The 12714-nt window shown below is 56.3% G+C and carries 15 protein-coding genes; 7 read left to right on the plus strand and 8 right to left on the minus strand.

The window, feature by feature from the left end; all coding sequences use genetic code 11:
• The first annotated feature begins 96 nt into the window (after positions 1-96).
• Positions 97-300 (plus strand): type II toxin-antitoxin system HicA family toxin, encoded by a 204-nt coding sequence (locus ATE40_RS11225; protein WP_063918536.1) that lies wholly within the window; start codon positions 97-99, stop codon positions 298-300.
• A 12-nt stretch (positions 301-312) separates the two neighbouring features.
• Positions 313-726, plus strand: coding sequence for a type II toxin-antitoxin system HicB family antitoxin (locus tag ATE40_RS11230; RefSeq protein ID WP_019452924.1), 414 nt, complete (start codon positions 313-315; stop codon positions 724-726).
• Between the two features lie 29 nt (positions 727-755).
• On the opposite strand, the gene tcyN is transcribed toward ATE40_RS11230, so the two are convergent.
• The 7 genes from tcyN to ATE40_RS11265 form a co-directional block, all read right to left on the minus strand.
• Positions 756-1508 (minus strand): L-cystine ABC transporter ATP-binding protein TcyN, encoded by a 753-nt coding sequence (gene tcyN, locus ATE40_RS11235; RefSeq protein ID WP_063918537.1) that lies wholly within the window; start codon positions 1506-1508, stop codon positions 756-758.
• A gap of 3 nt (positions 1509-1511) precedes the next feature.
• Positions 1512-2174 (minus strand): cystine ABC transporter permease, encoded by a 663-nt coding sequence (gene tcyL / locus ATE40_RS11240; protein ID WP_025303237.1) that lies wholly within the window; start codon positions 2172-2174, stop codon positions 1512-1514.
• Complete coding sequence (gene tcyJ / locus ATE40_RS11245; RefSeq protein WP_019452927.1) at positions 2174-2974, minus strand: cystine ABC transporter substrate-binding protein; 801 nt, start codon at positions 2972-2974, stop codon at positions 2174-2176. The genes tcyL and tcyJ overlap by 1 nt, the downstream gene beginning before the upstream one ends.
• A 115-nt stretch (positions 2975-3089) precedes the next feature.
• Positions 3090-4082, minus strand: coding sequence for a D-cysteine desulfhydrase (locus ATE40_RS11250; RefSeq protein ID WP_019452928.1), 993 nt, complete (start codon positions 4080-4082; stop codon positions 3090-3092).
• A 125-nt stretch (positions 4083-4207) separates the two neighbouring features.
• Positions 4208-4717: a flagella biosynthesis regulatory protein FliZ gene (fliZ, locus tag ATE40_RS11255; protein WP_025159834.1), complete on the minus strand. Its 510-nt coding sequence runs from the start codon at positions 4715-4717 to the stop codon at positions 4208-4210.
• Between the two features lie 56 nt (positions 4718-4773).
• On the minus strand, positions 4774-5496 hold the full coding sequence (locus tag ATE40_RS11260; RefSeq protein WP_004934752.1) for an RNA polymerase sigma factor FliA: 723 nt from the start codon (positions 5494-5496) through the stop codon (positions 4774-4776).
• Positions 5497-5678: 182 nt separating this feature from the next.
• The gene (locus ATE40_RS11265) at positions 5679-6734 is read right to left on the minus strand and encodes a flagellin FliC (RefSeq protein WP_019452930.1); all 1056 of its coding nucleotides are present in this window, start codon (positions 6732-6734) and stop codon (positions 5679-5681) included.
• A gap of 281 nt (positions 6735-7015) precedes the next feature.
• Between ATE40_RS11265 and fliD the strand changes: the two genes are divergently transcribed.
• The 4 genes from fliD (at position 7016) to ATE40_RS11285 (ending at position 10388) form a co-directional block, all read left to right on the plus strand.
• On the plus strand, positions 7016-8416 hold the full coding sequence (gene fliD, locus ATE40_RS11270) for a flagellar filament capping protein FliD (protein ID WP_019452931.1): 1401 nt from the start codon (positions 7016-7018) through the stop codon (positions 8414-8416).
• Positions 8417-8440: 24 nt separating this feature from the next.
• Positions 8441-8851, plus strand: coding sequence for a flagellar export chaperone FliS (gene fliS, locus ATE40_RS11275; RefSeq protein WP_019452932.1), 411 nt, complete (start codon positions 8441-8443; stop codon positions 8849-8851).
• Positions 8851-9219 (plus strand): flagella biosynthesis regulatory protein FliT, encoded by a 369-nt coding sequence (fliT, locus tag ATE40_RS11280; RefSeq protein WP_019452933.1) that lies wholly within the window; start codon positions 8851-8853, stop codon positions 9217-9219. The genes fliS and fliT overlap by 1 nt, the downstream gene beginning before the upstream one ends.
• Before the next feature lie 308 nt (positions 9220-9527).
• Entirely contained in the window at positions 9528-10388 is an 861-nt protein-coding gene (locus ATE40_RS11285; protein ID WP_063918538.1) for a helix-turn-helix transcriptional regulator, read from the plus strand.
• 476 nt (positions 10389-10864) lie between these two features.
• Here the strand turns inward: ATE40_RS11285 and ATE40_RS11290 are convergent, their stop codons facing one another.
• On the minus strand, positions 10865-11797 hold the full coding sequence (locus ATE40_RS11290; RefSeq protein WP_063918539.1) for a LysR family transcriptional regulator: 933 nt from the start codon (positions 11795-11797) through the stop codon (positions 10865-10867).
• Positions 11798-11925: 128 nt separating this feature from the next.
• Between ATE40_RS11290 and ATE40_RS11295 the strand changes: the two genes are divergently transcribed.
• Positions 11926-12525 carry an FMN-dependent NADH-azoreductase gene (locus ATE40_RS11295; protein WP_063918540.1) on the plus strand — a complete coding sequence of 200 codons (600 nt, stop codon included), beginning with the start codon at positions 11926-11928 and terminating at the stop codon, positions 12523-12525.
• Positions 12526-12714 lie beyond the last annotated feature (189 nt).

Raw genomic sequence — 12714 nt, forward strand, 5'->3', positions numbered from 1 at the left:
CAGGGTTTTTTATTGTCCGCCGCCCGGCCAGTCGTTAGCGTATTAATCTCCTTGCCTGAGAGTGTGTATGGTGTGTAGATTAAGGACGATAACATCGTGAAGAGTTCAGAGCTGATCGCGCTGCTGGAAAGCCACGGCTGGGTATTGCGGCGGGTAAAAGGCAGCCACCATCAATTCAAACATCCCGATTTTGCGCTGATCATCACCGTGCCGCACCCAAACAAAGATCTCAAGCTGGGCACGCTGCGGCAGATACTTAAAGACGCGGGGTTAACTGCACTTCACATCGCCACGCGTTAGACAGGAGAAACCATGTTTTATCCCGCTTACATCCATACCGAATCAGACGGCAGCGCCAGCGGTTTCTTTCCCGATGTCCCCGGTTGTTATTTCGCCGGCGCCAGCCTGGACGACGCCTTTGCCGATGCCCAAAGCGCGCTGGATGCGCACTTTGAGTTGTTGAGCGAAGACAATCAGCCGATACCGCGTCCGCGGGCCGTCGCCGTGCATCTTGCCAAAAACGCGGAATCCTTCGAGGGGGGGCAGTGGCTGTTGATCGCTATCAATATGGATAAGTTTGACGGCCGGGCCGAGCGAATCAATATCACGCTGCCCCACCGACTGTTAAGCCGCATTGATTCTCTGGTTCGGCAACATCCTGGATACGGCAGCCGCAGCGGGTTTCTCGCCGCCGCCGCGCGAAATGAATTGTTGAAAGTGGAGTGAACGCAGTCGGGGGAAGCTCCCCCGCCGCCTTATTGATTCAGAAACTTGTCGAGGAATTGCTGGGTGCGCTGGTGCTGCGGGTTGGCGAACAGCGCTTTGGCCGGGCCCTGTTCGACGATGCGGCCATGGTCCATAAAGATAACCCGGTCGGCCACGTCGCGGGCGAAGCTCATCTCATGGGTGACAATCACCATGGTGCGTTTCTCTTCCGCCAGTGAGCGCATGGTATTGAGCACTTCCCCCACCAGCTCGGGATCGAGCGCCGAGGTCGGCTCATCGAACAAAATCACCTCCGGCTGCATCGCCAGCGCGCGCGCAATAGCCACCCGCTGTTGCTGCCCACCGGACAGCCGCCGCGGATAGGCCTGCTCTTTGCCGCTCAGCCCCACCTTGGCCAGCAACGCGCGAGCGCGCTGTTCAGCGCTGGTTTTTGCTTCGCCCTTGACGATAACCGGCCCTTCGATAATGTTTTCCAGCACCGAACGATGCGGGAACAGGTTGAAGTTCTGGAACACGAAGCCGACCTGCTGACGCAGCGCACGCACCTGGTTCTTCTGTTTGCTCAGCGGTTTGCTGCCGTCGATCAGGATATCGCCGACGCGAATGGTGCCGGAATCCGGCTCCTCCAGCAGGTTGATGCAACGCAACAAGGTGGTTTTCCCCGAACCGCTCGGCCCGATGATCGCCACCACTTCGCCGGCGTCCACCGCCAGATCGATTCCATGCAGCACCGTCTGACCCTTGAACTGCTTGGTCAACTGTTTAACTTCAATGGCACTCATGCGTTACTCCTGATCCTGGCGATTTACGTGGGCTTCCAGACGGTTTTGCAGTGCGGAAAGCAGGGTCGCCATCACCCAGTAAATCAGCGAGGCCGCCAGGTACATGGTGAACACTTCCAGCGTGCGCGAGGTGATCAGCTGCGCCTGACGGAACAGTTCCGGTACCTGAATGGTGGCGGCCAGCGAGGTGTCCTTCACCAGACCGATAAAGCTGTTGCCGAGCGGCGGCAAGGCGGTGCGCGCCGCCTGCGGCAGGATCACCCGGCGCAGAGTTTGCCAGCGGGTCATGCCGATGCTGGCGGCGGCTTCCCACTGCCCTTTATCGATCGACGAAATCGCCGCGCGCAGCGTTTCCGAGGTGTAGGCGGCGGTATTGAGCGACAGGCCAATCAGCGCCGCCGGGAAGGGATCGAATTCGATGCCGAACTGCGGCAGACCGTAATAGATCATAAACAGCTGGGCGATCAACGGCGTGCCGCGGAACAGCGACACGTAAATGCGCGACAGCCACGACAGCGGCCACAGCGGCGAAAGGCGCATCAGCGCCAGCAGAAAACCGAGCAGCAATCCCAACGCCATCCCGCCCAGGCTGAGCTGAAGCGTCAGTATGGCGCCCTTCAATAAAAATGGCGCTGAATCCAGCGCCAGTTGAATACTTTCGTGCATTATTTAGTTACGTCCGCGCCAAACCATTTCTCGGAGATCTTCGCCATCGTGCCGTCTTTTTGCATCTCGGCGATCGCCTGATCAATCGCGGCCAGCAGCTCTGGGTTATTTTTGCGCAGCGCCACGCCGGACTCCTGACGAGAGAACGCCGGGCCGGCTACCGCCAGCGTATCACCGGTTTTCTTCACCAGATCCAGCGCCGCCAGACGATCCACCAGAATGGCGTTGATGCGGCCAACGCGCAGATCCTGATACTTGGTCGGGTCGTCGTCGTAGGTACGCACGTCCACGCCCTGCACGTTCGCGCGCAGCCACTGTTCATAGTTGGTGCCAAGACCCACGCCAACCTTCTTGCCCTTCAGGTCTTCCGGCTTGGTGATGGTGCCTTCGTTGCCTTTCTTCACCAGCGCCTGAATACCGGAAACGGTGTAAGGGGTGGAGAAGTCATATTTCTTCTTGCGCTCATCGGAGAGGGTCACCTGGTTGATGACCACGTCGATACGTTTCGAGTCCAGCGAAGCCAGCATGCCGTCCCATTTGGTCGGGTTCAGCTTGGCTTTCACGCCCAGGTGTTCCGCCAACGCGTTGGCGAAATCCACTTCGAAACCGGTCAGCTTGCCGTCTTCACCCTGGAAGCTGAACGGCGGATAGGTGCCTTCCAACCCGACGATCAGCGTACCGCGCTGTTTCACCTGCTGCAGCAGATTGTCGGCGGCATAGGTTTGCGTCGACAAACCGGCGGCCAACGCGACACCCACTACGCCCAACAGCCATTGACGACGAACTTTCGCAAACATCATAAACACCCCTGTGTGTTATTTATCTTTTTTGATATCAGCACTTTAACAGTGCGTCCGTCCGCATAAAGGAATATAACTTTATAAATATAGTTCAAAATGGAATAACAAGCGGTATTTACACCTGCGGATGATAGGCGAACAGCGCCGGCGCACCGCCGGTGTGAACGAACAGAATAGGCCCCTCATCGCGGAAACGCCGCTGGGCGATGCCGTCGATCAAACCGGCCATCGCCTTGCCGGTGTATACCGGGTCCAGCAACACGCCCTCTTGCTGCGCCAGCAACTGCACCGCCGCCATGCCTTCTTCATTCGGCATGCCGTACTGCGGCGCGAAGTAATCGTCCCACAGCGCGATCGGCGCCAGTTCGTCGATATTCAGCGAACAAGCCAGGGCCTTTTGGATCTGCTCAACCTTCGGCAGCTGATCGATCACGGTGCGCGAAACCGTCACGCCGATCAGCTCGGTTTCCGGCAACAGCTGCTGCAGCCCCACCGCCAGCCCGGCGTGGGTACCGGCGCTGCCGGAGGCCACCACCACCGAGCTGAACGCCACGTTGCTGCGCTGGCTCTGCTCAGCGATTTCCAATGCGCACTGCACATACCCCAACGCGCCCAGCGCATTGGAGCCGCCCACTGGCACCACGTAAGGTCGGAAGCCCTGCGCTTCAAGGCGCATAGCCAGTTCCGCCAGCTGCTGCTGCGGATCGTGCAGCGCTTCGCACATCACCACTTCGGCGTTGAACAGGCCGAGCAGCAGGCGGTTGCCGTTAGTCAGATAATTTTCTGCACGGGTGTCGATAGGATTTTCCAACAGCGCGACGCAATGCAGGCCCAGCTTCGCCGCCACCGCCGCCGTCTGGCGCACGTGGTTGGATTGAATGGCACCGGCGGTGACCAGCGTGTCGGCGCCTTGGCGCAGGGCGTCGGCGGCCAGAAACTCAAGCTTTCTCAGCTTGTTGCCGCCCATTGCCATAGGAGTGACGTCGTCACGTTTAAGGTAAATATCGCGGCCGAGGTAATCGGAAAGACGGGACAGCTTTTCCAGCGGTGTGGCGGTGCCAACCAGGTCCAGGCGCGGGAATTGCGCCAGTTGTTGTTGCAGGTTCACTTCTTCCCCCCAGGGAATCGAATATCAACATCTGATAACCGATAGATTTAGCAGATGTGAACTGAATAATCATCCTTTATCACGGGGGAAACAGCCAGCCCCGGCCCAACGGGCCGGGGTAAAGCTCAGTAGCTGCGCTGCCAGGCGAGATACTGATCGTATTTGCGCAGCGCAATGCGGTAGTTGTTGTGCGCCGCGGAAGGCAGATCGTCGATGATGCGCTGATGGCTGGCGCTGTTGGCGAACTTGTCCGCCGGGTAGTTGCGCGCCACCAGCATTTCGTCCAGCCGGCGCAGCCGCACCACATACTCGCGGATGGTGCTGTGGCTCATCTCGGTCTGTTCGAACAGATACTGTTTGAACGCCATGATGTCGAAATAGCTCGGGTGGCTGTTGCAGGAGATCTCGCTGCAAAAGCGGCACAGCGCGGTCAGCTCATGCTGTACGTTCAGCCAGACCGCGTCGTCGATCGGCTGATCCATGCGCGCGATGGCTTCTTTATTGATGATCTTGCCGCGAAACACCAGCGCCATGCGGTCCAACAGTTTACCGCACTGGGAGCAATGGGTCTGGCTGTGCTTGTAATCTTTCAGGTAACGGCTAAGCGGCCGTTTTTTCAACAGTATTCCTGGCATAAGGGGCAGTCCGATTGTCGCATGAGTCTTCGAGTTGAGGGGGCGGCGAGCCACCGTCAGGTATCGTTCGCCAGCCGCGCGCGCAGCCGTTTGATCGCCTGACTGTGCAGTTGGCTGACGCGGGATTCCCCGACGTCCAGCACGGCGCCGATCTCCTTGAGGTTCAACTCTTCCTGGTAATACAGCGTCAGCACCATTTTTTCGCGCTCCGGCAACGCCTCGATGGCGTCGATCACTCGCTGGCGCAGGCTGCCTTCCAACAGGTGATGCAGCGGGTTGGCCTCTTCATGCCCTTCCAGCATCGGTTCCGCGTTCTCGCCATGCTCCTCGCGCCATTCGTCGTAGGAGAAAAGCTGGCTGTTATTGGTGTCCAACAGAATTTGACGGTACTCATCCAGCGAGATATTCAGCGTCTGCGCCACTTCCGTCTCGCTCGCCGGACGGCCATAACGCTGTTCCAGTTGCCGCATCACCTGTGCGACCTCGCGCGCATGGCGCCGCACGCTGCGCGGCACCCAGTCGCGGCTGCGCAGCTCGTCGAGCATCGCGCCGCGAATGCGCTGCACCGCATAGGTGGTAAAGGCGGTTCCCTGTAGGGCGTCATAACGCTCAACGGCGTTCAATAACCCGATTCCCCCGGCCTGCAGCAAATCGTCGAGCTCCACGCTGGCGGGCAGCCTGACCTGCAGGCGCAACGCCTCGTGGCGCACTAACGGGACGTAGCGCAGCCAGAGAGAATTTTTGTCCATCACGCCTTCGGCGGTATACAGATCGCTCACTATGTCTTAAACCTGCGGATAAGAGAGTCAGCGCTATTATGCTTAGGGGGCGAAATGCCAATCGGCTGAACAGTCGCACAAAAGAGGCTTTATTTGCGCCATGTAATAACCGCGCGGTGCGCGAACATAAAAAAACCCCGCCGAAGCGGGGTCTTTTTGCGACAGTTAATCGGGAGAGACGATTAACGCAGCAGGGACAGTACGTTCTGAGTAGACTGGTTAGCCTGTGCCAGAACAGAGGTGCCAGCCTGTTGCAGGATGTTGGCACGGCTCATGTTGGACACTTCGGTCGCGTAGTCAGCGTCCTGGATACGAGACTGAGAAGCAGCCAGGTTGTTCACGGTGCTGTTCAGGTTGTTGATAACAGAATCGAAACGGTTCTGTACCGCACCCAGGGAAGAACGCAGACCGTCAACCTGTGCCAGCGCTTTGTCCAGGGTAGCCAGTGGATTTTTAACACCAGCGTCAGTGCCGGAATCAGTCACTTTACCGTCATCAGCAACTTTAGCTTTGGTGTAAGCAACATCACCTGTTGCATCATCTTTGGTTGCGATGAAGTAAGCTGCTTTACCGTCTGCGTCGGTACCTGAAACCAGAGTCTGGCCTTTAGCCAAGCCAGTCACATCAGCGTCAGCCTGTTTTGTTGCATCGCTATCAACAGTGATCTTGGTACCAGTAGCGATTTCAGCGCCTGCTTTTGCAGATTTAGTAGTAACGTCGAAAGTATCCAGGCCCAGTTGCTTAGCGTCGATTTTTTTCAGGTCGATATCGATGGTTTCGCCGTCGTTAGCGCCAACCTGAATAGTCAGTTTCTGATCGCTGCTCAGCACTTTCACGCCGTTGAAGTCAGTCTGCTCGGAGATGCGGTTGATTTCAGCCAGACGCTGAGTGACTTCGTCCTGGATGGATTTCAGGTCGCTGGTGGAGTTAGAACCGTTCAGAGCCTGTGCGGTCAGACGACGAATGTTCTGCAGGTTGTCGTTAACTTCGTTCAGTGCGCCTTCAGTGGTCTGTGCCAGAGAGATACCGTCGTTGGCGTTACGGGAAGCCTGAGTCAGGCCTTTGATGTTAGCGGTGAAACGGTTGGAGATCGCCTGACCCGCAGCGTCGTCTTTAGCGCTGTTGATACGCAGACCGGAAGACAGACGCTCAATCGCAGTGCCCAGAGAAGACTGAGATTTGTTCAGGTTGTTCTGCGCCATCAGAGACAGGCTGTTAGTGTTGATTACTTGTGCCATTGTTTGCTTTCCTTACGAGTCAGTTGCGTTCTTCGCAACACAGTTAAAAGGTTCGGGCTTATTTGCCCACGGCGTCAACCACCGTCCCCTCAGGTATCGGCCCTCCCCCAACAACCTTTAGAATTTTTTTATTTTTTTTTGCGTCTGCGGCAATGGCGGAAATAACGCGCTTTTTCCCTCTTCTATTGCGCCATCGGTTTTTTGTTTTTTTCGGTAAACTTTTTCATCACTGAGCCGATAACGCGTAAAGCGAATAAAGTCATCATCAAGGAGAATTACACATGGCAACGATCAGTTCATTAGGTCTCGGCTCAGGACTCGACCTCAACGGCTTGCTGGATAAGCTGACTAAAGCGGAACAACAGCGCCTGACCCCTTACACCACCAAACAGTCCAGCTATAACGCACAGCTGACCGGTTACGGCACGCTGAAAGGTGCACTGGAAAAGTTCGACAATCTCAGCAAAGAGATGGCGAAAGAGGACTCCTTTAAAGCCACCACCGCCACCGAACACGACGCCTTTAAAATCACCACCAACGCCAAGGCAGTGCCGGGCAACTACGTGGTGGAAGTGAACAAACTGGCTCAGGCGCAAACCCTGACCACGCAGGCGAAAGTCAGCGACCAGGGCGCTAAATTAGGCGCTGAAGGCGTGACGGACCGCTCATTGACCATCACCGCCGGCAATCCGCCTAAAGAAACCAAGATCCCGCTCAGCGACGATCAAACCTCGCTGCTGGAGCTGCGCGACGCCATCAACGGCGCCAAAGCCGGCGTCACCGCCAGCATCATGCGCGTCGGCGACAACGACTATCAGTTGGCGGTCAGCTCTTCCACCACCGGCGAAAACAATAAGATTTCTCTGCAGGTCGATAATGACGACAAGCTGGGCGATATCCTGAACTACAACGCCACCCGCGGCACTGGCACCGCCATGAAGCAGACGGTTGCGCCGCAGGATGCGGAGCTGATGGTAAACGGCACCGCTATCAAGCGCAGCACCAACTCGATCAGCGATGCCCTGCAGGGTGTCACCATCGATCTGAAAACCAAAACCAAAACCGATGAGCCGCAACATCTGGTGATCAGCACCAACACCGCCGGCACCACCGACAAGATCAAAGAGTGGGTCGACAGCTATAACTCGCTGCTGGACACCTTTAATGCGCTGACCAAATATACCCCGGTGAAAACCGGCGAAGCGCCAAACCCAACCAACGGTCCGCTGCTCGGCGACAACACCCTGCGCGGCGTTCAGTCGTCGATCAAAAGCGCCCTCAGCGGAGTCCAAGATAACCCGGAGTTGAAAGGCCTGGGCAACCTCGGCATCTCCACCAACACCAAAACCGGCAAGCTGGAAATCGACAGCGCCAAGCTGAAAAAAGCGATGGATGAAAAACCGGATCAGGTCACCAACTTCTTCGTCGGCAACGGCAAAGACACCGGCATGGCCACCGAGATCCACAACGAGATCCAAAGCTACATCAAATCCGGCGGCATCATCGAGAACTCGACCAAGAGCATTAACACCAACCTCGATCGCCTGAACAGCCAGATCACCACGGTCACCGCCAGCATTCAGAGCACCATCGACCGCTATAAACAGCAGTTCGTTCAGCTGGATACCATGATGTCGAAAATGAACGGCACCAGTAACTATTTGGCTCAACAGTTCAAGTAACCCTTAATCAGGTAAAGAAACAACATGTATAACCGTAGCGGCACTCAGGCCTACGCACAGGTCAGTCTGGAAAGCGGCGCCATGAGCGCCAGCCCGCACCAGTTAATCGTGATGTTGTTCGACGGGGCGCTCAGCGCCCTGCTTCGCGCACGCATTTTGATGAACCAGGGCGATATCGCAGGCAAAGGCATGGCGCTGTCCAAAGCCATCAACATCATCGACAACGGCCTGAAAAGCGGCCTCGACCATCAACAGGGCGGCGAGATCGCCGAAAACCTGGCGGCGCTGTATGACTATATGAAACGCCGGCTGATGCAGGCCAACCTGCACAACGACGAAGAGGCGATCGCCGAAGTGGTCAAGCTGCTGGAAAACATCGCCGACGCCTGGCGCCAGATCGGCCCCAACTACCACCCTTCGCAGGACGCCGTGTAATGGAACGTCAACAACAGCTCTTAGCCGCTTATCAACAAATCTATGCCCTGAGCAGCCAGATGATCGCGCTGGCGCAGACCGGGCGCTGGGAAGAGCTCGTTGAGCTCGAATTCGCCTACGTGACGGCGGTGGAAAAAACCGCCGCCTTTACCGGCCAGGCCGGCCCGTCAATGGCGTTGCAGGAGATGCTGCGCAATAAGTTGCAGCAAATTCTCGACAACGAAACCGAACTAAAACGCCTGCTGCAGCAGCGCATGGATGAGCTGAAAATGCTGATCGAACAGTCCACGCGCCAAAACGTGGTCAATAATACCTATGGTCAGTTTAACGACCGTTCGCTGCTGTTGGGGGAGCCACAGGTCCGATAAGATCGACAATACCGGCGAAAATGGATTAAATAGCACTATGCGCTATTACTCTCGGGTTAGGTTAGGATATTAATCTATGGCATTTGAATTATTCAGTTTATGGGTAATTGGTAAAATGCGCGCTTTGAGCTTTGCTCTCACTTTAATGGATAAACATCATCCCGACACGGACGTTTTCTGTTCAGCAGGAAATTGATTTTTGATAGATAAAACTCGCCGCTGTGTTTCACGGCCCATGGAAAAATGTTGCTCCGACGCTGATCAAAGCGTAAAGATATTCTCAGATAATGGCTGCGAAATGAATATCGATGGAACGTACAATTAATCTCTGTCCTGGAATTGGTGCCTCAGCGCACATCATTCAGCATACTGAATTATTATTCCCTTCAGTCTATTTTGAGCAACCACATCTGTATCTGATACAACAAGGCCATAAGCGCGTGCGCTGGCAACAACAGGAAGTGGTGGCTCATCCCGGCGAGCTGTTGATTATCGACGGCGGTCAAACGGTGGACATTATTAATGGCCCATCCGAAGAAGGTGTTTTCAGCTGTCAGTTGCTGACCTGCGATCCGCTGCTGCTCAACGTCCAGCCGCCGGTAGAAGAAATGCCGCCATCGATGCCGTTCGACGCCGTCCTGACGCTGCGCAACCTGCCCTGTGCCCTGAAACACAGCTTTGAGACCACCAGCCTGGCACTGGCGCTTCGGCAGCGTTTTCCCACCCTCATCGTGCGGCACAAAATGCTGGAAATTCTGCTGTGGTTGGCCCAGTTCGGTATTCGCTTCATCCATAACGAAGCCAAGGATCTCACGCAGCGCGTGCGCCGCTGCCTGGCGACCGATCCGCACAGCATTTGGACAGCGGCCAAAGTCGCGGAAAGCCTGTCGATGAGCGAAGTGATGCTGCGTCGCAAACTGTCGATGGAAAATACCGCGTTGCGCAATCTGATGATCGACGTGCGTATGAGCAGCGCGCTGGCCCTGCTGCAGTCGACCGACTGGCCTATCTCCGCCATTGCGCAACATGTCGGCTATGAAAGTGCGTCGCGTTTCGCCGAACGTTTTCGTAAACGCTTCGGTTTTGCGCCTACCGCCATTCGCGGCCACCAGAGAATTATGGAGCCCGGCCTCCAGGGGGGCGAGGCGATAGTCGCCGGAGAAACCTAAATAGACGCGCAACAAAACGGTTTTATTTAACACAAGCCCTTAACGGTTGTAACAATGCTGAGATACGCTATGTAACGTCCACCCGCCGAACAGCGAATTAAACGATGCATAATGAAAAGCGGTTATTTTCTCTGGCAATAATGTTGTTGGGGCTGTGGCTGTTGGCACTACTGTATGAAGAAGACATGATGCGCTTACTTGCCGCACAATAAGACGACCAGGCTTTTTATCGCCTGGTCAGACTTCAATCCAGTTTGACCAAAATGCCAATTAACACGGCGAGCACCGTCAACATTAAAATACTGATCAAACGCCATCTGGATTCGCTTTTACTGCTCATTGACCCGTCTCGAATAATAACCCTACTAATAAGGTTATAATAAACGCTCGCCTGCGCATTCAATAAGCCCGGCAGCACAGGTTTCATCCCTCTATTCGGTGCATTGCCCTCCCTTTCCCGCCGGTGCGGGCACCGGTCATGGCCGATGCGACATCGACGGCGCAACAAGCGCCAATTTTCCCGGCAGCTCCGCCACCAGTTTGTCCACCGCCAGCCGCACCTTAAGCGGCTGATAAGGCATAAAGGGCCACACAACGCTCACCGGAAAACTGAGGCTGGACTCACCGCGCATGACCTCCGTCAACGTCCCCGCCATCAACCGATCACGCACCAGCCACTCCGGCAGCCACGCAATGCCGGCACCGGCGGAAACCGCATCGACGATCCCCTGCATATCATCCATCATCATCTTGGCCGGCGGCCTGAACGACCGGAGTTCACCGTCTGCGCCGCGCAGCTGCCAGGGCAACACGACGCCGCCGTGTAAATACCCGACGGCCTGATGCCGGCTTAACGCTTCCGGCGTCCTGGGCTCGCCGTGGCGCTGTACGTAATCGGGCGAGGCGCAGAGGATCATGCCGTGTTCCCCCAGTCGCCGGGCAACCAGACTGCCGCTGTCCGCCAGCTCACCGATGCGCACCGCCAGATCGAATCCCTCGTCGATCAGATCGATCCTGCGATCGCTGAACGACATCTCCAGCGTCAATAGCGGGTGCTCATTCGCCAGCGCCGTCAGCAAGGGCGCAATGCACAGATGGCCAAACAATACCGGCACCGAGACTCTGAGGCGGCCGCTGACCTGCATCTTGCCGCTGTCCAGCTGATTTTCCGCCGCCTGCACATTCGCCAACGCCTGCCGGCAATGTTCATAGTACAACGCCCCTTCATCTGTCAGGCTCAGGCTGCGCGTGGTGCGCATAAACAACATGACCCCGAGCCGATCCTCCAGGCGCGACACGATTTTGCTGACCGCAGAACGGGTCAGATGAAGCTTGTCTGCGGCGGCGGCAAAACTGCCGCCTTCCGCCACGGCGACAAAAGCCGGCAGTGCGCTGAGATCGCTTTTCATCTTATGTTTCCAATTTGGAATCAATAATGTGAAAACCTATCACCACTGGTGAATACTAAGCAATGATAACCTGCAGTCATTCCGGTACTCCCGGTGAAATCCACAGATTACCGTCAGAGGACAACCACATGAAAAATATACTGGTGCTCAAATCCAGCATTATGGGAAACGACTCGCAGACCAATACCCTGATTGATCATTATCTGGCGGAACGTCGGGCCAAAGGATATGACGATAAGATCGTCGAACACGACCTGGCGGCGTTGGATCTGCCGGTATTGGACGGCGAGCTGTTCAGCGCGCTGCGCGGCGCGGAAAACACCAGCCAACGCGCCAAAGCGGCGGTGGCGCTCTCCGATCGACTGATTGCCGAACTGAAAGAGAGCGATCTACTGCTGATCGGCGCGCCGATGTACAACCTCAACGTACCGACCCAGCTGAAGAACTGGTTCGATCTGGTGGCCCGCGCCCGGGTAACGTTCAACTACACCGCCACCTATCCGGTTGGGTTGGTCGAGGGCGTCAATGCGCTGGTGTTCAGTTCACGCGGCGGCGTGCACGTCGGTCAGCCAACCGACGCCGTGACGCCCTACCTGCGCTCGGTGCTGGGGCTGATGGGAATTGGCGACGTGCAATTTATCTATGCTGAAGGGCTGGACATGAAACCGCACGGCCACGCTCAAGGGTTGGCGAATGCTCACGAGCGGATCGCAGAATTGGATGGCTGAGGTAAACGTACAACGGCATTGATTTGTTATAACATAACAAATATGATAACCGCGTCGGCGCCACTTCGAGCGGGCGTCGACGCTCCTACATTACACAAATGTTTTATCGCACCTTCAACCAGCTATTTCGATAGCTGGTTTTTTTTGTCCATCGGCTGGGGCCACGACGTCAATATTGCCGGGCGACGC

It is taken from the genome of Serratia surfactantfaciens (assembly GCF_001642805.2).
Classification (GTDB): Bacteria; Pseudomonadota; Gammaproteobacteria; order Enterobacterales; family Enterobacteriaceae; genus Serratia; species Serratia surfactantfaciens.